Annotated in this window: 25 protein-coding genes and 1 riboswitch; of the genes, 11 read left to right on the forward strand and 14 right to left on the reverse strand. The window is 71.2% G+C overall.

From position 1 onward, the window contains the following. Window positions 1-114: 114 nt before the first annotated feature. Window positions 115-1683: a DUF885 domain-containing protein gene (locus ACIBH1_RS14750; protein WP_397314238.1), complete on the reverse strand. Its 1569-nt coding sequence runs from the start codon at window positions 1681-1683 to the stop codon at window positions 115-117. A 22-nt stretch (window positions 1684-1705) separates the two neighbouring features. On the opposite strand from ACIBH1_RS14750, the gene ACIBH1_RS14755 reads away from it, so the two are divergent. From ACIBH1_RS14755 to ACIBH1_RS14775, 5 genes are all read left to right on the forward strand, one after another. Further along, the gene (locus tag ACIBH1_RS14755; RefSeq protein WP_397314239.1) at window positions 1706-2902 is read left to right on the forward strand and encodes a DUF4032 domain-containing protein; all 1197 of its coding nucleotides are present in this window, start codon (window positions 1706-1708) and stop codon (window positions 2900-2902) included. A 111-nt stretch (window positions 2903-3013) separates the two neighbouring features. Continuing rightward, complete coding sequence (locus ACIBH1_RS14760) at window positions 3014-3385, forward strand: roadblock/LC7 domain-containing protein (protein ID WP_397314240.1); 372 nt, start codon at window positions 3014-3016, stop codon at window positions 3383-3385. Window positions 3386-3388: 3 nt separating this feature from the next. Further along, window positions 3389-4144, forward strand: a complete 756-nt coding sequence (locus ACIBH1_RS14765; protein ID WP_397314241.1) for a hypothetical protein — start codon at window positions 3389-3391, stop codon at window positions 4142-4144. A gap of 29 nt (window positions 4145-4173) precedes the next feature. Then, a complete protein-coding gene (locus ACIBH1_RS14770) occupies window positions 4174-4554 on the forward strand; it encodes a roadblock/LC7 domain-containing protein (protein ID WP_181612471.1) in 381 nt (126 codons plus the stop codon). Beyond that, window positions 4554-4925, forward strand: coding sequence for a hypothetical protein (locus ACIBH1_RS14775; RefSeq protein ID WP_397314242.1), 372 nt, complete (start codon window positions 4554-4556; stop codon window positions 4923-4925). The genes ACIBH1_RS14770 and ACIBH1_RS14775 overlap by 1 nt, the downstream gene beginning before the upstream one ends. Window position 4926: 1 nt before the next feature. Here the strand turns inward: ACIBH1_RS14775 and ACIBH1_RS14780 are convergent, their stop codons facing one another. Both ACIBH1_RS14780 and ACIBH1_RS14785 read right to left on the reverse strand, forming a co-directional pair. Beyond that, the gene (locus ACIBH1_RS14780) at window positions 4927-5781 is read right to left on the reverse strand and encodes an alpha/beta fold hydrolase (protein ID WP_397314670.1); all 855 of its coding nucleotides are present in this window, start codon (window positions 5779-5781) and stop codon (window positions 4927-4929) included. 98 nt (window positions 5782-5879) lie between these two features. Then, entirely contained in the window at window positions 5880-6734 is an 855-nt protein-coding gene (locus ACIBH1_RS14785) for a hypothetical protein (protein WP_397314243.1), read from the reverse strand. A 161-nt stretch (window positions 6735-6895) separates the two neighbouring features. Then, window positions 6896-7032, reverse strand: a riboswitch (cyclic di-AMP (ydaO/yuaA leader). Between the two features lie 141 nt (window positions 7033-7173). Between ACIBH1_RS14785 and ACIBH1_RS14790 the strand changes: the two genes are divergently transcribed. Then, window positions 7174-8118, forward strand: a complete 945-nt coding sequence (locus ACIBH1_RS14790) for an NADP-dependent oxidoreductase (protein WP_397314244.1) — start codon at window positions 7174-7176, stop codon at window positions 8116-8118. A 5-nt stretch (window positions 8119-8123) separates the two neighbouring features. On the opposite strand, the gene sigJ is transcribed toward ACIBH1_RS14790, so the two are convergent. From sigJ to ACIBH1_RS14840, 10 genes are all read right to left on the reverse strand, one after another. Next, window positions 8124-9056 (reverse strand): RNA polymerase sigma factor SigJ, encoded by a 933-nt coding sequence (gene sigJ, locus ACIBH1_RS14795; protein ID WP_397314245.1) that lies wholly within the window; start codon window positions 9054-9056, stop codon window positions 8124-8126. Beyond that, window positions 9049-9432, reverse strand: a complete 384-nt coding sequence (locus ACIBH1_RS14800) for a hypothetical protein (RefSeq protein ID WP_397314246.1) — start codon at window positions 9430-9432, stop codon at window positions 9049-9051. Before ACIBH1_RS14800 ends, sigJ begins: the two co-directional genes overlap by 8 nt. A gap of 90 nt (window positions 9433-9522) precedes the next feature. Continuing rightward, window positions 9523-11319 carry an FtsX-like permease family protein gene (locus ACIBH1_RS14805; protein WP_397314247.1) on the reverse strand — a complete coding sequence of 599 codons (1797 nt, stop codon included), beginning with the start codon at window positions 11317-11319 and terminating at the stop codon, window positions 9523-9525. 4 nt (window positions 11320-11323) lie between these two features. Beyond that, entirely contained in the window at window positions 11324-12052 is a 729-nt protein-coding gene (locus ACIBH1_RS14810) for an ABC transporter ATP-binding protein (protein ID WP_397314671.1), read from the reverse strand. Between the two features lie 11 nt (window positions 12053-12063). Further along, window positions 12064-12600 (reverse strand): PadR family transcriptional regulator, encoded by a 537-nt coding sequence (locus ACIBH1_RS14815; protein WP_397314248.1) that lies wholly within the window; start codon window positions 12598-12600, stop codon window positions 12064-12066. A gap of 125 nt (window positions 12601-12725) precedes the next feature. Further along, on the reverse strand, window positions 12726-12875 hold the full coding sequence (locus ACIBH1_RS14820) for a DUF5302 domain-containing protein (protein ID WP_246379164.1): 150 nt from the start codon (window positions 12873-12875) through the stop codon (window positions 12726-12728). A 126-nt stretch (window positions 12876-13001) separates the two neighbouring features. Continuing rightward, window positions 13002-13700, reverse strand: coding sequence for a class I SAM-dependent methyltransferase (locus ACIBH1_RS14825; protein WP_397314249.1), 699 nt, complete (start codon window positions 13698-13700; stop codon window positions 13002-13004). Further along, entirely contained in the window at window positions 13693-14640 is a 948-nt protein-coding gene (locus tag ACIBH1_RS14830; protein ID WP_397314673.1) for an NUDIX domain-containing protein, read from the reverse strand. The genes ACIBH1_RS14825 and ACIBH1_RS14830 overlap by 8 nt, the downstream gene beginning before the upstream one ends. A 1-nt stretch (window position 14641) precedes the next feature. Then, the gene (locus tag ACIBH1_RS14835) at window positions 14642-15787 is read right to left on the reverse strand and encodes a lactate 2-monooxygenase (RefSeq protein ID WP_397314250.1); all 1146 of its coding nucleotides are present in this window, start codon (window positions 15785-15787) and stop codon (window positions 14642-14644) included. Next, window positions 15784-16104: a nucleotide pyrophosphohydrolase gene (locus ACIBH1_RS14840; RefSeq protein ID WP_397314674.1), complete on the reverse strand. Its 321-nt coding sequence runs from the start codon at window positions 16102-16104 to the stop codon at window positions 15784-15786. The genes ACIBH1_RS14835 and ACIBH1_RS14840 overlap by 4 nt, the downstream gene beginning before the upstream one ends. A 92-nt stretch (window positions 16105-16196) precedes the next feature. On the opposite strand from ACIBH1_RS14840, the gene ACIBH1_RS14845 reads away from it, so the two are divergent. Further along, on the forward strand, window positions 16197-17567 hold the full coding sequence (locus ACIBH1_RS14845) for an MFS transporter (RefSeq protein WP_397314252.1): 1371 nt from the start codon (window positions 16197-16199) through the stop codon (window positions 17565-17567). Further along, window positions 17567-18160 (forward strand): TetR/AcrR family transcriptional regulator, encoded by a 594-nt coding sequence (locus tag ACIBH1_RS14850; protein ID WP_397314253.1) that lies wholly within the window; start codon window positions 17567-17569, stop codon window positions 18158-18160. The genes ACIBH1_RS14845 and ACIBH1_RS14850 overlap by 1 nt, the downstream gene beginning before the upstream one ends. On the opposite strand, the gene ACIBH1_RS14855 is transcribed toward ACIBH1_RS14850, so the two are convergent. Further along, a complete protein-coding gene (locus tag ACIBH1_RS14855) occupies window positions 18151-19959 on the reverse strand; it encodes an ABC transporter ATP-binding protein (RefSeq protein ID WP_397314254.1) in 1809 nt (602 codons plus the stop codon). The genes ACIBH1_RS14850 and ACIBH1_RS14855 overlap by 10 nt on opposite strands. Before the next feature lie 99 nt (window positions 19960-20058). On the opposite strand from ACIBH1_RS14855, the gene ACIBH1_RS14860 reads away from it, so the two are divergent. The 3 genes from ACIBH1_RS14860 to ACIBH1_RS14870 are packed head-to-tail and all read left to right on the forward strand — an operon-like array spanning window position 20059 to window position 22483. Continuing rightward, window positions 20059-21297, forward strand: coding sequence for a rod shape-determining protein (locus tag ACIBH1_RS14860; protein ID WP_397314255.1), 1239 nt, complete (start codon window positions 20059-20061; stop codon window positions 21295-21297). Further along, window positions 21294-22016 carry a rod shape-determining protein MreC gene (gene mreC / locus ACIBH1_RS14865; protein WP_397314256.1) on the forward strand — a complete coding sequence of 241 codons (723 nt, stop codon included), beginning with the start codon at window positions 21294-21296 and terminating at the stop codon, window positions 22014-22016. The genes ACIBH1_RS14860 and mreC overlap by 4 nt, the downstream gene beginning before the upstream one ends. After that, entirely contained in the window at window positions 22013-22483 is a 471-nt protein-coding gene (locus ACIBH1_RS14870; protein ID WP_397314258.1) for a hypothetical protein, read from the forward strand. The genes mreC and ACIBH1_RS14870 overlap by 4 nt, the downstream gene beginning before the upstream one ends. Window position 22484: the final 1 nt, after the last annotated feature.

Raw genomic sequence — 22484 nt, forward strand, 5'->3', positions numbered from 1 at the left:
CTGTGGACGTCGCGTTCCGAAGGACGTTGAGGCCCCGCGCGAACGGACGGGCACTGCCGGAGGCCCCCGGCCCGAGCGGGACCGGGGGCGGGAGGGTGGGGGAAGAAAGGCCGCTTAGGCGAGCGCCGCCTGTTCGGCGAGGCCGAGGGGGAGGCCGCCGGAGCCGGCGATGCGGTCGTGGAACTCCTTGAGCGAGCCGTTGAACGCGCCGCGGATGCGCTCGATCTCCAGTGCCCCCGTGAGGTACGACGGCGCCTGGGTGGGCCACGCGCAGTACCGGTTGACCTCGCCCTTGGCCGTCTCCTCGGTCAGCCCGGAGTGGGCGAGCATGTACGACTCGGCCTCCTCGACGGACATGTCCTCGCAGTGCAGCGCGGTGTCGACGACGATGCGGGCGGCGCGGAAGATGCGGGCGTCGAGGTAGCCGAGTTCGGTGGCCGCGGTGTCGAAGTAGCCGTGCTCGTGCGCCATCTTCTCGACGTACAGGGCCCAGCCCTCGGTGAAGTACGGCGTGCGGAAGACCTTGCGCACGGTGCGCGGGTTGCCTGCCATGTACGACAGGTGCCAGTGGTGGCCGGGGTAGGCCTCGTGGACGGCGACGGAGGGCATCATGGCCCTGGCGTTGGTGCGCAGGCGCTGCCGTACCTGCTCGGGTGTGAAGCCGTCGGGTGTGTAGGGCACGAAGAAGTACCCGGTGCGTGAGCTGGTGAGCGGCGGCGGCGAGACGTAGTGGGCGACGGCGAGGATGGGCCGGTTGTATTCGGCCGAGGGGAGCACGTGGCACTCCTCCCCTTCGGCGAAGGTGACGAGGTCGTTGGCGCGCACCCATGCGCGGGCGCGCTGGGTTTCGGCGTCGTATTCGGCCCGCATGGCCTCGAGGGTGGGCGGGTGGTCGTCGGCGAGGGCGTTGAGTGCGGCGTGCCAGTCGGGTGAGCCGTTGTAGCGCTGGGAGACCTCGCGCATCTCGCCGTCGAGGAGGGCGACCTGTTCGCGGCCCTTGGCGTGCAGTTCGGCGGCGCCGTACCCGAGCATCTCCTTCTCCAGGAGGAGCGTGGAGTAGAGCTTCTCGCCCATGCGCCATGTTCCGCGCGCTTCGAAGCCTTCGAGGAAGGCGACGAAGGAGTCGAAGGCGTCGGCGGCGGGTTCTGCGGCCTTGAGGAAGCGGGCGCGCTGGTCGTCGGAGGTGATCATCGCGGGGATGGTCGAGGTGACGAGGCCGCGGCCGGTGCGTGCCTGGCCGAGGGCGCGCTTGATGTACAGGTCGGCGGCCAGCTCGGGATCGAGGTTGGTACGGCAGGCGGCCAGCACGGCGGGGATCTCGGCGAGCTGGGCGACGGCTGCGTCGACGAGGACGGCCTGGGGCTGCAGCGCTCGCTGGAAGGGCACGAAGAGCGAGGAGAAGATCCCACCGAGGTAGGCCGTGGGGTCGCGGCGCCACCAGGGCCAGCTCGACAGGGCGAGGTCGCCACGCAGGTGCGACATGACGAGGCCGCGGTCGATCCGGTCGTCGAGGGTGCCGCCTTCGACGGCCGTCAGGCGCTCCAGCCAGCCAGCCTGCTCGCGCTCGTAGGCGGTCAGGCCTTCGGCGGAGTAGTCACCCAGGGTGTGGGAGTGACCTTCGGCGCCCAGCAGGGTTGCGGAGATGGGGTTGCGAGAGAAGTACCAGGTGAGAAACTCGTCCACTTTTGCACAATATCCTGATGTAATGGCCCTCCAGATCACCGGCGCGCTGGGTGAACCCGACCTGATCCGCCTGCCGTGGCACCTGCCCTTGGCCGAATGGCCCGACCACCATCTCGTGGATCTGCCGCGCGGCATCTCGCGGCACGTCGTGCGGTTCGCCAGGGTGGGCGGCACGGTGTACGCGATCAAGGAGATCAGCGAACGTTTCGCCAAGCGGGAGTACGGCCTGCTGTGGGATCTGGCCAGGCTCGACGCCCCCGCCGTGGAGCCGGTCGCGTACGTGACGGGACGCGACGAGGGCCTCGATGCCGCCCTGATCACCAGGCACCTGCAGTTCAGCCTGCCGTACCGCGCGGTCATGTCGGGCACGCTGCGCCCCGACACCCTCACCAGGCTGCTCGACGCGCTGGCCGTCCTGCTGGTCCGCCTGCACCTGGTGGGCTTCTACTGGGGCGACTGCTCGCTGTCGAACACGCTGTTCCGCCGGGACGCGGGCGCCTTCGCGGCCTACCTGGTCGACGCCGAGACCGGCGAGGAACACCCGATGATCAGCGAGGGCCAGCGCCTGCACGACATCGAGATCGCCCACATGAACATCTTCGGCGAGATGCTCGATCTGGAGGCGGGCGGGTTGCTGCACAAGGAGATCGATCCCGAGCAGACCGCCGACGACATCGTCAACCGCTACCACCGGCTGTGGGGCGAGCTGACGAACGACGAGATCATCGAAGAGGTCGACTGGCACAAGGTGGAGCAGCGGATCCGCCGACTGAACCTGCTCGGCTTCGACGTGGCGGAGATGATGGTGCGCCGCAAGGTCGGCACCGGGCGGCTGATCGTGCGGCCCAAGGTCGTCGACGCCGGGCACCACCAGCGCCGCCTGCTGCGCCTGACGGGCCTCGACACCGAGGAGAACCAGGCCAGGCGGCTGCTCAACGACCTGGACGGCTTCCGCGTGGCCCAGGGTCTGCGGCACGAGGACGAGGCCGTGGTGGCGCACCGCTGGCTGGCGGAGGTGTTCCAGCCGACGATCACCGCGATACCGGCGGAACTGCGCAGGAAGCTCGATTCCGCCCAGCTCTTCCACGAGGTGCTCGATCACCGCTGGTACCTGTCGGAGGCGAACGGCGGCGACGTCGGCCTGGATGAAGCGGTCAAGTCCTATGTGGACAACGTGCTGGTCCACAAGCCGGACGAGAAGGCCCTTATTCAGGAATAGCTTCCACGCGGTGGATATTTCCTTCTATCCGGGGAGAAGTACCTTATCCATCGCGTAGCTTCTGTCCCCACGGCCCAGAAGGATCACACCGGTCACTCCTACGCTGACCCGGTGCTTGGACTTGATGACTGCCTCACCGAGGTGATGGCGATCCCCGGCGCCATAGACGCGCTCGTCTTGGACCACAACAGCGGCATGGCCGTGGCCGCCGGTGGTTCTGGCACCGATCCCGAGTACTCCGCGGCCGCGTTGAGCGAGACCTTACGTGTCATGACCGACGGCATCGCCCAATCATCGGCGGGCGGCACCGTACGCATAGAAGACATGATCGTCGTCAGCGACCAGGGCTATCACCTGTTCCGGCCGCTGGAGACCCGATTCGACGGCCCCCTGGTCATCTACCTCCATCTGGACCTGGAGCGATCCAACCTGGCCCTGGCCAGGCACCTCCTGCACGCGATCTCCTCGCGGCTGGACCTGTAATCGATGCCCGCCCTCGACAGCCTGCTGACCGGTCTGGCCATGGAAGGTGCCTCCGGCGTGCTCCGGGTCGGCCGCCAGGGCGCGGTCTACCTGGCCGGGGGCCGGGTGACCTTCATGGAGTGCGCGAGCGCGATCCGGTTCGAGGAGATCCTGACCGCCGGCGGGCGCGTCAGCGAGGTCGAGCTGCGCAGCGCGCAGAAGGACGGCGGGCAGCGCCTGGTCGACGACGGCGTGCTGAGCAAGGCCGAGCTGCAGTACTGCGCGTTGACGGCGACGCTCGACGCCGCCTTCTTCCTGTTACCCGTCAAGAGCCCGCGGCCCAAGTTCGTGCCCGACGCCGAGCACTGGCTGGGACCGCAGTGGTTCTTCGAGGTGTCCACGCTGATCAGAGAGTCCGGCAGGAGGCGAGCGGAGTTGGAGCGGGCCTGGTCTTCGGCGGAGCTCGACGCCGCACCGGTCGTCCCGGTACGGCGGCTGCCTGGCGACAGGGTGATGATCACCTCCCTCCAGTGGGAGGTGCTCCTGAACGCCGACGGCGAGGCGACACCGCTGACGCTGGCCAGGCAGCTGGGGCGCCCGGCGGCCAAGGTGCTGCTCGCCGTACGGCAACTGGCGGCGGCCGGGCTGCTGGTGCACGAGGTCCAGCGGGCCGCGTCCCTGCCCAGGCGGGTGCGGACGGATCTGCCCGCCGAGCCCCACGTCCCGACCGACCTGGATGTGCTGCTACGGCTCAGGAAGGCGTTGGAGGAGCTGGCGTGAGGTTCCTCCCCTTCAGAAGGAGACCATCGATGGAGCTGCGCGAAGAGGTGCTGAAGGAGCTCATCCTCCTGCGCGAGCGCACTCCTGGCATAGGCAGCGGCATCGCCTGCTCGGTCGACGGCCTGGTGCTGGCCTGCGAGTCGGGCTTCCAGAGCGCCGAGCAGACCGCCGCGCTCTCCTCGGCCCTGCTCGCGCTCAGCAGGCGCATGCTCAGCCTCATCGGAAAGGGCGCTCTCGAGGAGACGGTGGTCTCCGGGAGCGCAGGCTTCGCCGCGTTCTACGCGGCGGGCCCCACGATCGTCCTCGCAGTCGTCGCCGAGCCCGGGGCCAATCTCGGGCTGCTGCGGCTGGAGGGCAGGAAGACGGCGGCGAAGCTGGCCGCCATCGCATCCGAATCTGGAGGAAAGTGATGGCAAGCATGGACGTCTCCCTCAAGGAGATGATGGCCATCGACGGCGCACTGGGAGCGTGCGTGGTCGACTACGGCAGCGGCATGGCTCTCGGCGTGCTGGGCGGCTCGAAGGAGCTGGACCTGCAGGTCGCGGCCGCCGGCAACACCGAGGTCGTCAAGGCCAAGATGCGAACGATGGACACCCTCGGCCTCAAGGACGCCATCGAGGACATCCTCATCACGCTGTCGACGCACTACCACATCATCCGGCCGATGACCGGCCGCGGGGGCAAGGGCCTGTTCCTCTACCTGGCCCTCGACCGCGGCCGTGCCAACCTGGCCCTCGCCCGTCACCAGCTGAAGGTGATCGAGGAGAAGCTCGAGGTCTGACCTATCCGCGGGTCAGCCGGGTGATCTCCGTGACGAACCGCTCCCAGAGCGGGCGCGGCAGGTCATGGCCCATGCCGGGGAAGGTGATCAGCCGCGCTCCCGGGACGGCGGCGGCGGTGGCCTTGCCGCCGTCCACCTGGATCAGCGGATCGGCCTCGCCGTGGAGGACGAGGGTGGGCTTGTCCACCTCGGCGAGGCGCTCGGTCCTGTCGCCGGAGGCCAGGATGGCCACGAGCTGGCGGGTGGTGCCGGCCGGGTCGTAGGCGCGGTCGTAGGCGAGGCCGGATAGCTTGACGATGCGTTCGCGGTCCGGCTCGTAGCCGGGCGATCCGATCACCGACCAGACGGCGAGCGCGCGGTCGACGGCGGTGGCGCGGTCGGGGGCCGGCGGGGAGAACAGCGCGGCGCTCGCCTCGGGGGTGGGCGGTCCCGCCTTGCCGGGCGTGGACATGATCGAGGTGAGGGAGAGCACGCGGTCGGGGTGGTTGATCGTGAGCTCCTGGGCGATCATGCCGCCCATCGAGACGCCCACCACGTGGGCGGCGGGCCAGCCCAGCGCGTCGAGCAGGCCGACGGTGTCGAGCGCCATGTCGGCGAGCAGGTACGGCGACTGCGCGTTGCCCGAGAGCGCGGCGCCCAGATCGGGGACGCCCGCTTCGTGCAGGTGGGTCGACAGGCCCACGTCGCGGTTGTCGAAGCGCACCACGTGGTGGCCCTGCTCGGCCAGCAGCTCGCAGAAGGCCTCGTCCCACATGATCATCTGGGAGCCGAGTCCCATGATGAGCAGGAGCGGGCGGTCGCCGGGGGTGCCGAAGCTGTCGTAGGCCAGTTCCAGGCCATTGGCTTTCGCGCTCATGGTCACGCGAACAGAATGTCATTCTGTTCGCACGAGGTAAAGGGGACGGCCCGCTGAAAGGGGGATTCAGCGGGACGTCCCCTTTGGTCCGTGCAGGCTCAGCGCTTGGCGAGCTTCTTGATGCGGTCGCGGCCCAGGAAGAGGCCGCCGCCCAGCACCGCCAGCCCGCCCACCAGCACGAGGCCGGCGGCGTTGGTGTCGGAGGAGCCGTCGATGTTCTCCTTGGCGGCCATGTTCGACACCGGGGGCGCCTCGGCCGAAGCCGCGGCGACGGTGGTGTCCTCGTCGGACTTCTCGGCCGGCTTGGGCGCGGCGGCCTTGGCGGCGTCGGCCTTCTTGCCCGCCTCGGCGGCGGCCTTGGCGGCGGTCTGCGCGGCGCTCAGCGGCAGCGGCTTGGCCGGGTTGCCGTCCTTGCGGCCGTAGGCGCCGGTGGAGAAGGCCACGGGGTGGTTCTTCTTGCCGGAACCGTTGCCCCACTTGGTGATGACGTACTCCACCTTCGCGTGGCCCTGGCCGCCGACACCGCTGACGGTCAGGCTGCTGGTGTTGAAGCTGCCGCCCATCAGGTAGGCGAAGGTCTTGGCGTCCAGGTCGAGCATGATGCCGCGGTTGGAGGGGGTGCCGGGGCCGCGGTCGCCGACGAAGAACGGCGCCTTCTTGCCCTTGTAGATCACGTAGCCCTCGGTCATGAGCGGCCAGCTGGGGCTCGCGGCGAGGCCCTTCTGCATGGGGTGGCCACTGGCGGGCAGGCCCGTGTCGCCGTTGCGGCCGGAGCCGTCGTCCCAGTAGTACGAGGCGGTGGTGGAGCCCTTGAGCAGCATCTGCTTCTGCTCCTGCTTGGCCACCGGAGTCATCTCGACGTCGGCGTGAGCGGGGACCGAGAGGGTCATGAGACCGGCCAGGACGCCGGAGGTGAGCAGGGTGAACGTACGCATGCCAATGCGGGGTGCCATGAAAAGCTGAATCCTTTTGTGCGGGGATGGGGAAAGGCGCCTGATCAGATGGGCGTAGCCGGGCTCTGTGCCGGACGGTCGCTACGCGAGGCGCAAAAGATCGTTAAAAGGCGGGACTCAGTTCCCGGATACCGCTGCGACTGAAAGGTGATGCACGGGCGTGTTCCTCTCCATCTCGCCTACCGGGTTAGCTGACGGGTTCGGGCGTGGAGATGCCCTACCGACTCGCTGGTCGGATTCACCCCAGATAAGTGGGTCCCCGGCTCCCGCTCGGTGCGGGACTCGGCGTCTGCCTGACTCCATGGACAGTAGGCCAAGAAACGGTCAATTGCCAAACTAATCCCATAAATCGGGCAAAAGATCTACCTCTAATGGTGATGAAATGCCAGGTCCAACCCGGCTTTCCGGCCGCTGGATCCCCTTTGTTTTCATGGGATGCATGAAAGCTGTCGCCGTGTCCCGCTTCGGGGCGAGCCCAGAACTGATGGAAGTGCCGAAGCCCGCCCCTGGCCCCGGTCAGGTCCTCGTACGGCTCAGCGGCGCCGGGCTCAACCCGTTCGACTGGAAGGTCGCCGACGGGATGCTCAAGGACTCCGCGCCCCACCACTTCCCGCTGATCATGGGCGTCGACGGCTCAGGAGTGGTCGAGGCCGTGGGCGAAGGGGTGGATGTCGTACGGCCGGGCGACGCCGTCTACGGCCAGTTCATGGACCTGGCCTCGGGCGGCGGCTCCTATGCCGAGTACGCCGTCACCAAGGCGGGCTCCGTCGCGCTCGCGCCCCGCTCCCTGCCGCTGCCGAACGCCGCCGCCGTCCCGATCGCCTCCATGACCGCCTACAACCTGGTGGACAGCGCCCGCGTCACCGCGGGCCAGAAGGTCCTGATCATCGGCGCCACCGGCGGGGTCGGCCAGGGAATCACGCAGTTCGCCTCGACCCTCGGCGCCCACGTGATCGTCACCGCGGGGGCCGACATGGCGCCCCTCATGCGGGAGTACGGCGCGGCCGAGACCGTCGACCACCTCGCGGGCCCCGTGGTCGCCTCCGTGCGCGCCCTGCACCCGGAGGGCGTCGACATCCTCTTCGACCTCGTCCAGGACGCGTCGGGCTTCGCGGCCGCCGCCGACCTCGTCAGGCCGGGAGGCGCCGCGCTGACCACCCAGGGGGTCGCGGACGTGGGCTCCCTGACGGAGCGCTCCGTCAGGGCGGTCAACTTCACCAACACCTCCAGCGCCTCGCTCCTGGAGACGCTCGCCTCGCTCATCGACGCGGGGCTGTACGGCGTGCGGATCGACGCCGAGGTGTCGCTGGAGCAGGCCCCCGCCGCCGTCACCCGCAACCGCGCGGGCGGCGCCAGGGGCAAGACGATCGTCAAGATCGCCTGAACGCCCTACTCCGGCCGCCTGGCTCCCCGGGTCCACGCGCGGAGCTTGTCGGGGTTGCGGACGGCCCACATGCGGGTCACCTGGTCGTCCGTGATCTCGAAGGCGATCACCGCCACCGTGACCCCGTCGTTCTGCGCCACCAGTCCGGGCTGCCCGTTGACCGTACTCTCCACCAGGGTCAGGCCCGGTGCGCGGCCGGCCAGCCCGAGCGCGAAACGCACCACCTGCTCGCGCCCCTCGATCGGATGGAGCGCCGCGCTGACCAGGCCGCCGCCGTCGGCGACCACGGTCGCGTCGGGGTCGAGCAGGCCGACGAGCGCCTCGATGTTCTTGGCCTCCCATGCCTGCTTGAAGTCCCTGACGACGGCGGCGCGCCGGGCCGTGGGGGCGGAGGAGGCGACCTGGGCGTCGCGCAGCCGCCGCCGCGCCGAAGTGGCCAGCTGGCGGCAGGCGGCGTCGCTGCGCCCGACGATGTCGGCGACCTCGGCGAAGGAGTAGCGGAAGACGTCGTGGAGGATGAAGGCGACCCGTTCCGCCGGGGTCATCGAGTCGAGCACGACGAGCAGGGCCATGTTGATCGACTCGTCGAGGGTGATGCGGTCGGCCGGGTCGGCGACGGTCTCGCCGGACGGCGCCCCTGTCCACTCCGCGGGCGCGGGCACCGGTTCCGGGATCCACTCCCCCACGTAGCGTTCGCGCCTGGCGCGGGCCGAGCCGAGCATGTCGAGGCAGATCCGCCCCGCGACCTTCATCAGCCAGGCGCCCGGAGTCCCGATGGCCTCGCGTTTGTCCTCGGGCAGGGCGTACCAGCGGATGTAGGTCTCCTGGACGACGTCCTCCGCGTCGGCCAGCGAGCCGAGCAGCCGGTAGGCGAGGTTGGTGAGCTGGCGCCGCTCGGCGATGATCGGGTCGTACGGGGTGTTCGTCGGCTCAGCCACGCGACGCCGCCGGGGTGCGCACGTCGGCGGCGGGAGCCGCGGCGGACTGCTCACGCCTCGGCCACAGCCGGCTGGCCTGCACGAGGCTGACGCCGAACAGCAGCACGCCCAGGGGGACGTGGACGGCCGTCGCGCCCGCGAGACCCAGCGCCACCTGCGCCGACACGATCAGCAGGAAGCCGGTCGCGTGCATGATCGGCTTGGGCGAGCCGCCACCGGGACGCCATGCCAGGACCGCGGCGACGACGTGCACGACGGCCACGACGAACACCGTGTACGACGACATGCTGTGCAGGGTGTGCCCGTGGGGGGTGGTGAGCAGCAGGCCCGCGGTGATCGGCGCGGCGAAGAGGGCCAGGGTCTGCAGAACGATCACGATTCGCAACATCACAGGTGACTCCGTATCCGGGTGTGGACCGTCATCCATACGACGACGCTGCCGCCCGGAATGTGAGGTGTGATCCGTTCAGCCGCGCAGGGATTCTGCCACGGGACGCCGCGATCCGAGGAGAGCGGGGACGCTGGTGAGCAGCGCCACCGCGAGCACGGCCGCCGCCACCAGCGCGAACAGCACGGGGATCGAGGGCAGCGTGACCCTGGCGCCGTCGCCTCCGGTGATCAGATTGATCATGCCGAAGAGGGCGAACCCTCCGGGGAAGACCCCCAGCGCCGCCCCCACGAGAGCCGGGAGCACCTGCGCCGCCGCCATCGCCGTACTGACGTCGCGCGGAGTCGCGCCCAGCGCGCGGGCCAGGGCCGAGGAGCGGCGGTTGTCGAGGACGGTCGCCCAGGTGATGACGAGCGCGTTGACGGCCGCCAGGCCGAGCAGGACGACCGTCCACACCAGCAGCACCTCGCGCAGCACCTCCACCTGCGCCTGGCCGTACGCCGGCGTGCCGGACCGCGAGGAAAGGAAGGCGTTGAGCACCAGCAGGACGAACAGGCCGCTGACGGTGACCGCGATGCTGACCGCGCCGAGGACGACCCGCCGGGGACGGCGGGCGGCGACGCGGACGGCCAGCAGCAACGAGGCGGGCAGCCGCGCCGAGACGGCGATCAGCCAGCCGACGCGGCGCGGCGCGCGCGGCGCGTCGGCCAGCGCCCCGACCGTGCTGGACCGGGCGGCGCGCAGCGCCGGAACCCCGGTGGCGACCACGGCGACTCCGAGCGCGGCCGCGATCACCCAGGCCGCCGTCGCCAGGGTCGGCGCCGGCGCTGACGCCTGGCCGAGCAGCCCGGCACCCGGCCCGGTGAGCAGGGGCGCGGCCAGAGTCCCCAGCGCCAGCCCGCCCGCCGCCGCGACCAGGGCCACCAGGAGGTACTCGGCGAGCATCACGGCGGCCACCAGCCCCGGCGTGCCGCCGACCGCCTTCAGCAGCCCGACCCGCCTGGTCTGGTCGGCGATCCGCCCGCCGACCAGCACCGCCAGGCCCGCCACCGCGAGCAGCCCGAGCAGCCAGGCGCCGATCAGCAGCAGGATCTGGGAGTCACGCGCCAGCTCGGTGGCCTCCTCCTGGACGGTCTGCCACGTATGCGTGATCACGGACGGATGGGCGTCGGCGAAGCTCCAGGCCTGGGCCGGGTCCGACAACCTCAGGTTCAGCACGTAGGACACGTCGTCGCTCAGGGCGCGCGTGTCGGCCTCGGTGAGCCAGACCAGCCCGGGGTCGCGCAGCAGGTCGGCGGGCAGGTTCGTGCCCGCGGGCACCTCGCCGCTGGCGCAGCCGACCGCGACGTAGCAGGAGCCGCCTGGATAGGGCGCCGTGGCGGCGGTGACCGCGAGGCCGGCCACCACGAACGAGCGCCCGCCGAGGGTGACCTGATCGCCGACGTCGACGCCCAGCGCGCGGGCGAAGGCCGCTTCGAGCACCGCCCCGCCGTCGCCGGCCCACCGGCCCTCGACCACCGCGGGCCGGTCGACCGCCGCCGACGCGGTGTCGCGCCCGACGACCTGCACGTCGGAGGTGCGTCCCGCCGCCTGGAGCTCGGACGGCACGACGGGGTAGGGCCCGCTGTGCCCGGAGACGCCGCTCGCCGTCGCCAGCTTCTCGAGCGTGGCGAGTTCCGCGGTGGCGACCACGTCGGGCCCGGCGGTCGCCTCCCTGGTGCTCTGGTACGGCCCTGCGGCGGCGTCACGCAGGACCAGCCCGAGCGTCAGCGTGGTGGTCGCCGCCAGGATGGCCAGCAGCAGGAGCACGGTCTCGACACGCCGCCGCCGCAGGTCGCGTACGGCCAGGCGGGCCACGAGCACGAAGCGGCCCATCGCCTCAGTCCTCCAGCCCGGCGAAGGCGCCGAGCCTGCCCGTGGTGCCGCCGGTCAGCCTGGTCTCGTCGACGAACACCCCGTCGCGCATCGTGATCAGGCGGTCGGCGGTCGCGGCGATCCGCGCGTCGTGCGTGACGATGACCATCGTGTGCCCCGCCCCGTGCAGGCTGTCGAACAGCTGGAGCACCTCCAGGGTGGCGGCGCTGTCCAGGTTGCCCGTCGGCTCGTCGGCGAGCACCAGCGACGGCTCGTTGACCAGGGCGCGCGCGACCGCGACCCGCTGCCGCTGGCCGCCGGAGAGCGCGGAGGGCAGGAAACGCGCCCGGTCGGCCAGCCCGACCTGCTCCAGCAGGCGCTCGGCCCGGCGCCTGGCCGCCCGGGGCGAGCGCCCCGCCAGCAGCGCGGGCAATTCGACGTTCTCGACGGCGGTGAGCTCCTCCATGAGGTGGAAGGCCTGGAAGACGAAGCCGATGTCGGTCCTGCGCAGGCGGGCCAGCGACTTCTCGCCGATGCCGTCGACGCGGCCCCCGTTGAGCCACACCTCGCCGCCCGAGGGCCGGTCGAGCCCGCCCAGCAGGTGGAGCAGCGTCGACTTGCCGCAACCGCTCGGCCCCATGACCGCCACGGTCTCCCCCGCGGCCACGTCGAGGTCGACGTCGTCGACGGCGCGCACCAGTCCCTCGCCCGTTCCGTACTCGCGCCTCAGTCCGCGAGCGCGGAGCAGGGGCATGTCGACGTCGTTCACGAGCCACTCCTTCTGCTGGTCCAGTTCGTCTCGCAGGCCTCGAGCCAGCGCAGGTCCGCCTGCAGGCGGAGCACGATGCCCTCGAGCAGCAGGGCCGCGTCGGAGCCCGGCGGCTCCGCCATCGCGGCACGCTGGGCGTCGCGCAACCGGCGCAGCAGTTCGCGGCGCTGGGTGTCGACGATGGTGATCGGGTCGGCCAGGCGGGCGGCCGCCGCGGCGACGAGCTTGAGGTGGAATTCGGCCAGGTCGGGCCGGGGCCAGCTCACCTCGGCGATCCAGTCGGCGACCCGCTGCTGGCCCTCGGGGGTCAGGGAGTACACCTTGCGGTCGGAGCGGTCGGAGCGGTCGGCGGTGTCGGCCAGCCGCTCGACCGCCACCAGGCCGGCCTTCTCCAGGCGGGTGAGCGTGACGTAGATGTGCCCGGCGTTCATCGCGTCGCCGAGCGGGCCGAGGGCGTCGCGCAGCCGCGCACGCAGCTGGTAGCCGTGTGCCGGCTCCTTGGCCAGCATCGCGAGCACCACTTCTTGCTGCAACGCGCCCTCCTATATAACCGTTAGCCCCACTCTCTAACGGTTATACCTCGCGAAGGCCGGGCGCGCGCAGAACGCAGAAGAGGGGGCGCGGTCAAGGAAACCGCACCCCCTCTTGCCGTCTGGCGTCAGCCGCTCTTGCGCCGGAACGAGCGCTTGTTGGCGGCAGGCCCGTGAGCCCCGTGGATCTTCGACGGGTCCTTGCCCCTGCCACCGGCCTCCGCGCTGGCGTGCTGGCTGCGCTTGGCCTCCAGCGCCTCGCGGAACTTGCGCTTCATCTCATCCTCTGGCTCTTCCTGAGTCTTCTCGGGCTCCGCCGGTGAATCAGTCACGAGGACCTCCTGGTGTAGGGGACACCCAAAGTTTCCCACGAGTGCCCATGCGGTGCGACATCGGGACAGGGCTCATCCGCGCAGGGCGAACGCCAGAATTCTGTAGACCGGATCGGAGCGCGGGACGTCCTGGCCTGGCAGATCGGCGATGGCGGAGTAGAGCGAAGCGGGCGGAGTGAAACGCCAGCCGCCCTTGCGCAGGCTCGCCGCCAGCCCGGCGGGCGAGCGCGCCTGACCGTGGCCGACGAAGCCGGCCTCGCCGCACGGCGTCAGGCCGTGGCGGGCCGCCTCGGCGGTGACGAGCGCGACGTCGTCGGCGGCCGTGGGCTCGCGGAAGGGAGCGAGCAGCGGCTCCAGGTCGTCGTCGAAGCAGCGGGCCTTGTCGACGGTGGTGAGGAAGACGCCGCCGGGACGCAGCACGCGGGCGCATTCGGCGATGACGGGGCGGGCGTCGGCCAGGAGGTGCAGCAGCCAGATGACGCTGACGGCGTCGACCGACGCGTCGGGCAGGGGCAGCCGGGCGGCGTCGCCGACCGCGACGGGGATGCGCCCGCGCGCCACGCCGGCCATGCCGGGCGAGGCGTCCACGCCCAGCACGCGCAGGCCGTGACGGGCCAGCTCGGCGCCGACCAGCCCGGTGCCGCACGCCACGTCGAGCAGCACCGCACCTGGGGCGACCAGCGACCGCACGGCGTCGGCCGCGGCCACGGCGCGGGGCAACCCGCCACGGCTCGCGTCGTAGCCCGCCGCCTCACGGTCGTAGTCAAGCATCGCCGGGAACCCCAGAAGCAGGAGCAGGGGCGGGAACGGGGGCAGAGGCCGGAGCAGGGGCTCGGTCGGAGGCGGAGGGCAGGGCGGAGGGCAGGGCGGAGGGCAGGGCGGAGGGCGAGGCGGAGGGCGAGGCGGAGGGCGAGGCGGAGGGCGAGGCGGAGGCCGGGGCCGAGGCGGAGCTCGAAGCGGGGGTGGGCCAGCCGAAGGTGCTGAAGGTCCGGTGTTCCGTGGCCTGCCGTACGGCTGACGCCGCGTAGGGCACCGTGTCGGGCGGCAGGGCGGACAGCTCCCACCACCCGAGCTCCGAGCACTTGTCGGGCTCGCCCACCACGGGCTCGCCCTCCCACCGCTCGGCGAAGAAGAACAGGTGGACCCAGTCGTCGGCCATGTGCATGACGTGCGCGAACCGCAGATCGGCCGCGGCCACCTCCACCGCCAGTTCCTCGCGGATCTCGCGCACCAGCGCCGCGACGGCGTCCTCGCCGGCCTCGACGTGGCCGGAGGGCAGGTGCCACAGGCCGTCGGCGAAGCCCGTGCCGGCGCGGCGCCCCAGGAGCACGCGGTCGCCGTCGAGCAGCAGGGCGTGGACCGAGACCCGAGCCCGGTGGCGGGCGGGTGCGGCGTCGTGGCCCGTGCGCCGGTCGAGCAGTTGCACCCACTTCACCGCGACCGCGGCGACCTGGACGAGCTCGGCGCGCAGCGAGGCGGGCGAGGTCTCCGCGAAGGCCTCCAGCACCTCCTCGTAGAGGATGTGGCGCCGGGTCAGCAGTCCGGCGGAGGCCGCCTCGGTGACCAGCGCCTTCGCCTCCTCGGCCAGCGGCTCCCACGAGGGTCCTGTGCCGTCGGGCAGCTCCTCCTGGGGGCCGAACAGGGCGTCCTGCGCGGCGCGTTCGGCCCTGACGTCGTCGAGAACCCTGGCCAGCGAGCCAGGCACACCCATGTCAGTCACGGAGCCCAACGGTAGAGGACGCCACCGACACAAGTCCGCGCAGATCATGGGCGTCGGAGTGGCCGGACAGCGCCAGCGTGATGTCGAGCTCGCCGAGCAGGCATCGCAGCACGTGGTCGACGCCGGCCTGGCCGCCCAGGGCCAGGCCGTACAGGACGGGCCGCCCGATGAGGACGGCGCGGGCGCCGAGGGCCAGGGCCTTGACCGCGTCGGCGCCGGTGCGCACGCCCGAGTCGAAGAGCACGGTGAGCCGGTCGCCGACGAGGTCGGCGATGCCGGGCAGGGCGTCGAGCGCGGCGATGCCGCCGTCGACCTGGCGGCCGCCGTGGTTGGAGACGATGACGCCGTCCATGCCGTACTCCGCCGCCAGGACGGCGTCTTCGCGCGAGACGATGCCCTTGAGCACGATGGGCCCGTCCCAGTGGCGGCGAAGGAACGGCAGGTCGTCCCAGCTCAGCCCGGGGTTGGGGAACATCTGCGCCCAGTGCAGCACCGGGTTGTCGACGCCCTCGAAGGCCGGGTCGGTGAGGTAGTTGGCCAGTCCCACGCCGTTCAGGAACGGCAGGAAGGCGCGGTCGAGGTCGGCGGGCCGCCAGCCGAGCAGGCCGGTGTCGAGGGTGAGCACGAGCACGGAGAAGCCGGCGGCCTTGGCGCGGGCCAGGAAGCTGAGGCAGACCTGCTCGGAGGTGGGCCAGTAGAGCTGGTACCAGCGCGGCGCGTCACCGCCGGCCTCGGCGACCTGCTCGAAGGAGTGGGTGGCGGCGGTCGAGTGCACGTACGGCACGCCGAGGGCCGCGGCGGCGCGGACGGTGGCCAGCTCGCCTTCGGGGTGGGCGAGTTTCTGCACGCCCATGGGCGCGACCATGAGCGGGGCGGGCATGCGGGTGCCGAGGATCTCGCACGACAGGTCGCGCTCGCGGGCGACGCCGCGCAGCATGCGGGGCACGATGCGGTAGCGGTCGAAGGCGGCCCGGTTGGCGCGGGCGGTGGCGCCGCTGCCGGCGCTGGGCACGATGTAGCCGAGCGCCTCGGGCGAGAGCGCCTGGCGGGCGTGCTCCTCCAGCCCGGCCAGGTCGGTGGTGATCTCGGGAGCCTTGCCGCCCAGGTAGATGCCGAGCTGGTGGTCGCTGAAGTTCATCGCACGCTCCGCGGAAACCGAAGTTCGTTCTGGTCGAGCTTAGCGTGGGAGGTCTCGACGAGGTCCACCCCCAGCACGTCGGCGAGCCGTACCAGGTAGATCGTGACGTCGGCGAGCTCGCCGCGGATGCGGTCGGCGGCCTCCTGGTCCTCCATCACGGCCTCCGCCTCCTCGGGCGTGAGCCACTGCAACTCGGCCAGCAGCTCGCCGACCTCGCCCGCCAGGGCCATCGCGAGGTTCTTGGGGGTGTGGTAGACGCCCCAGTCACGGGCGTCGGCGAAGGCTCGGATGCGAGAGGTCAGCTCATTCACAGAAATCGAACCTAGTGCGACGGGTGTGATCTATGGCACTCTCTGAAAACTAGAACCAAATTTTAGAACTAGGTTCTGGTCGCACAAGGGAGTAGAGCATGGCTGTCACCATGGGGGCACCGCCGAGCCGGGGGATCAGCGCGAAAGACCTGGCGCCCTACGGATGGGCTCCCCTCGTAGTCCTGTTCATCGTCGGTCTCGTCGACCGGGTGGAAGCCTCGCTGATGACCGGCATGCTGCCGCTCATCCAGGAGGAGTTCGGCCTCAGCGACACCGCAGCCGGAGCCATCCCGACAGCGGCGGCGATCGCCGCGGCGCTGGTGGCGTTGCCCGCCGGATGGCTGGCCGACCGCTACAACCGTACGAGAATCATCGCGATCGTCGTCTTCCTCTGGGGCCTGACGACGCTCGGATCCGGCCTGGCCACCGGCTTCGGGATCTTCTTCCTCATGCGGGTGCTGCTCGCCACGGCCGAGAACATCGACAACCCGGCCTCCGGCAGCCTGCTGGCCGACTACTACCCGCCCGCCAACCGCCCGAAGGCCTACGGATTCGTCCGCATCACCACCTACCTGGGCGGACTGGGCACCGCACTCGGCGGCGTCATGGCCTCCTTCATCGGCTGGCGCGAGACGTTCATGGTCATGGCCATCCCCGGCGTGCTCACCGCGCTGCTGGTGTGGTGGCTGAAGGAGCCGGCACGAGGCTTCCTCGACAAGGTCGTCGCCCAGGGCGGCGACGAGCCGATGCCGGTGCCCGTCACCTCCGAGCCACGGCAGGTCGAAGGCATCGGCGAGCGGCTCAGCAGCAAGGTCAAGTTCGGCAAGCAGTTCGGCGCCATGCTGCGCATCCCCACCCTCAGCGTGGTCAGCCTCGGCCTCGGCCTGCTCACCCTGGGCCTGTCCGGCATCCACTTCTGGCTGCCGTCGCTGATGTACCGCACCTTCCAGGTCGAGCTGAAGACCGCCTCGTCGCTGGCCGGACTGCTCAGCATCGTGGGCGTCGTGGTCGGCACCCTCGTCGGAGCGTGGCTGGGCAAGCGCATGCACGGCCGGATGAAGGGCGCCCGCCTGCTCATCGGCGGCATCGGCATCACCCTCGGCTCGATCGTGCAGGGCCTGGCGTTCATGGTCGGCAGCTACGGCGCCTTCATCGGCCTGCTCCTGCTGGCGATGACGCTGTCGGCGCTGGCCATCCCGAACATGACCGCCTCCCTGGCCGACGTCGTCGGCTCCTCCTCGCGGGGCCTGGCCTTCGCCGTGCTGCAGCTCTTCCTGGCGGCGGGGTCGGCCTTCGGCCCGCTGGCGGTCGGGGCGATCTCCGACGCGACCAGCAGCCTGCACACCGGCATGTACCTGCTGATCATCCCGATGGTCCTGGGCGGCCTGCTGTGCCTGATGGCCCGAGGGTTCTTCGACCGTGACCACAACCGCGTCCTCGATGAGGCCCGCGAGGCTACGATTCACTAATGCCCCGCACTGGCTCCTGGGAGTGGAGCCGCTCCGCACGGACACGCCAGAGCATGCTGGTCGCCGCCCGCGAGGTGTTCACGGCGTACGGCTTCGCCGACGCCGGCATCGCGGAGGTGGTCTCGCGCGCCGGGTGCAGTGTGGGCAGCCTCTACCACCATTTCGGCAACAAGGCCGAGCTCTTCCTGGCGCTCTGGGAGGAACACCAGAGCGCCTACGAGGAGGGTTCGGCCTCCGCCGTCTCCGCCGCCAAGGCCGAGGGTGTGAGCGAGCCGCTCGACCTGTTCGCCGTCGGCACCCGCGCCTACCTCCTGGGCTGCTGGGAGCGGCGCGACCTGATCAGGCTCTTCACCGACGGCGGCGGCCCGGCCGGTTTCGAGCAGCTGCGGCGCACCCGCGGGCGCGACTGGCTGCGGCGCAACTCGCTGCTCCTGCGGGCCGGCGACAGCGCCGTCGACCGGCTCAAGGTGGCCATGCTCACCAGCGCCATCGGCGAGGCGGGGCGCGAGGTGGCCCTGTGCGAGACGCGGGAGCAGGCCGAGGAGGTCATCGAGGCGGCGCTCCTGCTGATCCGCCGCCTCGGTCAGGTGTAGCTGGCGGCCTGCAGGGTGAACAGCTCGGCGTAGCGGCCCTGCTGGGTCATCAGGTCGTCGTGGTCGCCGTGCTCGACGATCTCGCCCTGGTGCAGCACGTAGATGTGGTCGGCCGAGCGCACCGTGGAGAAGCGGTGCGAGATGAGCAGGACGGTCCTGCCGCGGAACAGCTCGCGGATGCGCTGGAACAGCTCGTGCTCGGCACGGGCGTCCAGCGCGGCCGTCGGCTCGTCGAGCACGATGAAGGGGGCCTGGCGGAAGAAGGCCCTGGCCAGGGCGACGCGCTGCCACTGGCCGATCGACAGGTCGGTGCCGCCGAGGAACTCCTTGCCCAGGATCGTCTCGTAGCCGTCCTCCAGGCCGGACAGGAAGGTGTCGGCGTCGGCTTCGCGGGCCGCCTGCCGTACGGCGTCGAGGTCGTCGGCTCGGCTGAGGCCGATGTTCTCGCGGGCGGTGAGCTGATACTGCATGAAGTCCTGGAAGATCAGGGTGATCTGCTCGTGCTGGGGGCTCTGCGCCGTGTCGGCGCCGTCCCAGGTGATCTTGCCGTCGGTCGGCCGGTAGAGGTGGGCCAGCAGCTTGGCCAGCGTGGTCTTGCCCGAGCCGTTCTCCCCCACCAGCGCGACGACCTCGCCCGCCCTGAGCGTGAGGTCCACCCCCTTCAGAGCGGGTACGGCGGAGCCGGGATAGGCGAAGGTGACGCCCTCGACCTTGACCTCCTTGAACGGCGGGAGCGACCGGCCGTCGTCGCGGACCTGGTGCCCCTCCCCGAGCTTGAGGAAGTCGTCGTAGTCACGCACGAACAGCGCGGCGCCGTACAACTGAGCCACCCCCATGCCGAGCGAGCCGACCGTCGCGGTGAGCTGCAGCAGCGCCGCCGCGGCGATGCCCGCCGAGGCCAGGTCGAGCCGCCCTGACAGAAACATCCACGCCAGCGCCCCGAAGGTGGCCACCGCGAGCACCGCCGAGACCGCCGAGCCCGCCATCGAGCGCTTCATCATCGTCCTGGTGGTCTTGCGCAGTTCCTCGATGCGCCGCTCGCCGAGCTCCTCGTAGCGGGCGCGAAGGTAGGGCGCCAGGGTGAAGGCCCGCACCTCCTTGGCCGAGTCGCGCTCGGTGAACAGGCCCACGATGTAGTCGCGGGCGCGGTCGAGCGGGGTCGCGCCGACGAAGAACCTGAAGCTCGCCCGGCTGTTGCGCTTGGTCACCAGCCACAGCGGGAGCGCGGTGAGCGCCAGCATCGGCAGGAGCAGCGGCTGCAGGAGGATCAGCACGATCAGCGAGCCGATGGCCGCGGCCGAGGACCTGGCCAGCACGACGATCCCCTGGACGAGCTGCATGGTCCGCATGCCGGAGCCCATGGTGGCGCGCCTGAGCCGGTTGAAGAACTCGGCCGACTCGAACTCCTCCAGCGCGAGGCGGGCGGTGACGTCGATGATCCTGGCCTGGGCGTGTTGCTGGACCAGTTCCCTGAGGATGGTGCTCTGCTCCTGCTCGGCGAAGGCGGCGAACCGCATCAGCGTGGCGAGGCCCAGGACCGCCGCCACCCACGGCGCCAGGCTCGCCAGCGTGGCGCCCTCGGCGAACAGTGCCGTCAGCAGTTCCCTGCCGATGAGCAGCTGGCCCGCCATCGCCGCGCCGCTGAAGATCTGCAGGACGGTGGTGAGGACGAACTCCCGCCGCGCCGCCCGCAACACCAGAGCGAAGGAGGCCCTCATGAGCCTGGGGAACTGGCGCCAGTCCTTCGGCCCGTCATCGGCCCTGATGAGATCCTCGATGGTTAACGGCTTTTCCCCCATGCCTGAGAGGGTGGTACAAGTTCGTCACCAAAGCTACGAGTTTCATGGGAAATGTGACGGGCACACCCGCCGCCGACACCGTCGAAAGGCTGGTCGGCGATGGGATTCGGGTTACTCGGCCGCGATCTGGCGGTCGATCTGGGCACAGCGAACACACTGGTCTACATACGGCGCAAGGGCATCGTCCTGAACGAGCCCTCGGTGGTCGCGATAGACCTCCGGATAGACAAGATCGTCGCGGTCGGCAAGGCCGCCAAGAAGATGGAGGGCAGGACCCCTCCCCACATCTCGGTCATCCGCCCCCTCAAGGACGGCGTCATCGCCGACCTCGACGCGGCCGAGCGCATGCTGCGCTACTTCATCCAGAAGACCCACAGGAACAGGTACCTGGCCAAGCCCCGCGTGGTGGTCGCGGTGCCGAGCGGCACCACCGGCATCGAGCAGCGGGCGGTCAAGGAGGCCGCCTACGACGCGGGCGCCAGGCGGGTGCACCTGATCGAGGAGCCGATGGCCGCGGCCATCGGCGCCGGCCTTCGCATCGGCGAGCCCACCGGCAACATGGTCGTCGACATCGGCGGCGGCACCACCGAGGTCGCGATCGTCTCGATGAGCGGCTCGGTCGTGGCCAAGTCGGTGCGGGTGGGCGGCGACGAGCTCGACGAGGCGATCATCACCTACGCCAAGAAAGAGCACGCGATGCTGCTCGGCGAGCGTACGGCGGAGCGGGTGAAGATCGTGCTCGGCTCGGTCTGGCCGAGCAAGGCCGAAGCGCGCGACCACCTGCGGCGCAAGGAGGGCGGCCGCACCGAGCTGGAGCTGGAGCCGCGCGGACGGCACCGGGTGAGCGAGGCGGTGGAGGCCCCGGCCGACGACGAGGTGGCCGGCGAGCCCCAGGTTCACGAGAAGGGCGGCCTCTGGGCCAGGCTGCGTCCGCGTCAACCCGAGCCCTCGCAGCAGGAACGGCAGGAGCCGCCGCCTCCCGAGGAACTCGAGGTGCGCGGGCGCGACCTGGTGAGCGGGCTGCCCAAGACGGTCATGCTGACCGCCGCGAACATCAGGGAGGCGGTCGAGGAGCCGGTCCAGTCGATCATCGATGCGGTGCAGACGACGCTGGACCAGTGCCCGGCCGAGCTGGCGGGCGACCTGATCGACAACGGCATCACGCTGACCGGCGGCGGGGCCCTGCTCAGGGGCCTGGCCGGGCGGATGCGGCTGGAGACGGGCATGCCGGTGCACCTGGTCGACAAGCCGCTGTACTCCGTCGCTCTCGGAGCGGGGCGCTGCATCGAGCGCTTCGCCGCGATGCAGGGTGTCCTGCTGCCAGAAGCACGGCGGTGAGGCGGCCGGTGGTCCTCGTGGCCGGGCTGGTCCTGGCCGCGGGGGCGGTCGCCGTGCTCGACCGCGTGACGCCGCTGCGCGAGGCGGTGTCGGCGGTGTACGGCACGGCGCAGAGCCTCGTGCGCGTGCCCGGCGACCTGCGGCCGGTGGAGGAGGAGAACGCCAGGCTGCGCGCCGAGGTGCTGGCCCTGCGCCAGGCGGTCCCCGGGAACGGGAGCGACAAGTCCGCCAGGACCGGGGTCGCCGCGCATGTCGTCGGGTTCGGCGACGACGGCAGGACGGTCACCATCGACGCGGGCGGCCTGCCGACCGACGTGACCGTGGTCGACCGCCACGGCCTGTTCGGCCGCGTCACCTGGTCGGGTCCGGTGACCTCCACCGTGACCCTGCTGACGGACGACGCCACCTCCTTCGGCGTGCGCATGACCGGCTCGCGCGAGATCGGCGTGGTCTCGGGTGTGGTCTCCGGCGTGCCAGGACGGCGGCTGCTCCGCATGCGGCTGCTCAACGCCGGCGCGCCCCTCCGCGCGGGAGACCTGGTGGAGACGCTCGGCTCGGCCGGTCGCCGCCCCTGGGAGCCCGGCGTGCCGGTGGGCAGGGTGCTGAGCGTCGAGGAGACCCCCGGCGCCCCGACCAGGACCGCGCTGGTCGAACCGCTGGCCGGCCTGACCGCGCCTGGCCTGCTGACGGTGATCACTCCGGCGGGCGGCCGCCCATGAGATACGCCCTCCTCGTGATCGTCGTCCCCCTCCTGCAGGTCACGGTGGTCAACCGGTTCAGCGGGCCCGACCTTGCGGTGCTGGTCACCGCGTGGCTGGCCATCGGGCTGAGCCCGCCCAAGGCGGCCGTGTTCGGGTTCGCCGCGGGGCTGCTGGCCGACCTGGTGCCGCCCGCGGCCGAGGTAGTCGGGCCGACGGCGGCGATCCTGTGCCTGACCGGATACCTGTGCGCCCGCCTGTCGATGTCCAGGGAGCCGCGTCCGGGGCGCAAGGTGATCGTGGTGGCGGTGGTCGTGCCCGCGGCGCTGCTCGCCCGCGAGCTGGTCGCGCTGGCCTGGCGGCAACCGGCCGACTGGGTCTCCCCCGGGCTGGCCGCGCTGGCGTTGAGCCTGGCCTGGACGCTGCCGCCCGCCCTGCTGCTGTCGCTCACCAGGCGACCGCTGCAGTCACGGACCCGTCGTGGCTAGG

The organism is Nonomuraea sp. NPDC050663 (assembly GCF_044456985.1).
Lineage (GTDB): Bacteria > Actinomycetota > Actinomycetes > Streptosporangiales > Streptosporangiaceae > Nonomuraea.

Excerpts from the sequence above, each read along its gene's own strand:
- ACIBH1_RS14755 (WP_397314239.1), top strand. The coding sequence starts at position 1,706 with ATGGCCCTCCAGATCACCGGCGCGCTGGGTGAACCCGACCTGATCCGC.
- ACIBH1_RS14765 (WP_397314241.1), top strand. The coding sequence starts at position 3,389 with ATGCCCGCCCTCGACAGCCTGCTGACCGGTCTGGCCATGGAAGGTGCC.
- ACIBH1_RS14770 (WP_181612471.1), top strand. The coding sequence starts at position 4,174 with ATGGAGCTGCGCGAAGAGGTGCTGAAGGAGCTCATCCTCCTGCGCGAG.
- ACIBH1_RS14775 (WP_397314242.1), top strand. The coding sequence starts at position 4,554 with ATGGCAAGCATGGACGTCTCCCTCAAGGAGATGATGGCCATCGACGGC.
- ACIBH1_RS14780 (WP_397314670.1), bottom strand. The coding sequence starts at position 5,781 with ATGAGCGCGAAAGCCAATGGCCTGGAACTGGCCTACGACAGCTTCGGC.
- ACIBH1_RS14785 (WP_397314243.1), bottom strand. The coding sequence starts at position 6,734 with ATGGCACCCCGCATTGGCATGCGTACGTTCACCCTGCTCACCTCCGGC.
- ACIBH1_RS14790 (WP_397314244.1), top strand. The coding sequence starts at position 7,174 with ATGAAAGCTGTCGCCGTGTCCCGCTTCGGGGCGAGCCCAGAACTGATG.
- ACIBH1_RS14805 (WP_397314247.1), bottom strand. The coding sequence starts at position 11,319 with ATGGGCCGCTTCGTGCTCGTGGCCCGCCTGGCCGTACGCGACCTGCGG.
- ACIBH1_RS14810 (WP_397314671.1), bottom strand. The coding sequence starts at position 12,052 with ATGCCCCTGCTCCGCGCTCGCGGACTGAGGCGCGAGTACGGAACGGGC.
- ACIBH1_RS14820 (WP_246379164.1), bottom strand. The coding sequence starts at position 12,875 with ATGAAGCGCAAGTTCCGCGAGGCGCTGGAGGCCAAGCGCAGCCAGCAC.
- ACIBH1_RS14825 (WP_397314249.1), bottom strand. The coding sequence starts at position 13,700 with ATGCTTGACTACGACCGTGAGGCGGCGGGCTACGACGCGAGCCGTGGC.
- ACIBH1_RS14830 (WP_397314673.1), bottom strand. The coding sequence starts at position 14,640 with ATGGGTGTGCCTGGCTCGCTGGCCAGGGTTCTCGACGACGTCAGGGCC.
- ACIBH1_RS14835 (WP_397314250.1), bottom strand. The coding sequence starts at position 15,787 with ATGAACTTCAGCGACCACCAGCTCGGCATCTACCTGGGCGGCAAGGCT.
- ACIBH1_RS14845 (WP_397314252.1), top strand. The coding sequence starts at position 16,197 with ATGGCTGTCACCATGGGGGCACCGCCGAGCCGGGGGATCAGCGCGAAA.
- ACIBH1_RS14850 (WP_397314253.1), top strand. The coding sequence starts at position 17,567 with ATGCCCCGCACTGGCTCCTGGGAGTGGAGCCGCTCCGCACGGACACGC.
- ACIBH1_RS14855 (WP_397314254.1), bottom strand. The coding sequence starts at position 19,959 with ATGGGGGAAAAGCCGTTAACCATCGAGGATCTCATCAGGGCCGATGAC.
- ACIBH1_RS14860 (WP_397314255.1), top strand. The coding sequence starts at position 20,059 with ATGGGATTCGGGTTACTCGGCCGCGATCTGGCGGTCGATCTGGGCACA.
- ACIBH1_RS14870 (WP_397314258.1), top strand. The coding sequence starts at position 22,013 with ATGAGATACGCCCTCCTCGTGATCGTCGTCCCCCTCCTGCAGGTCACG.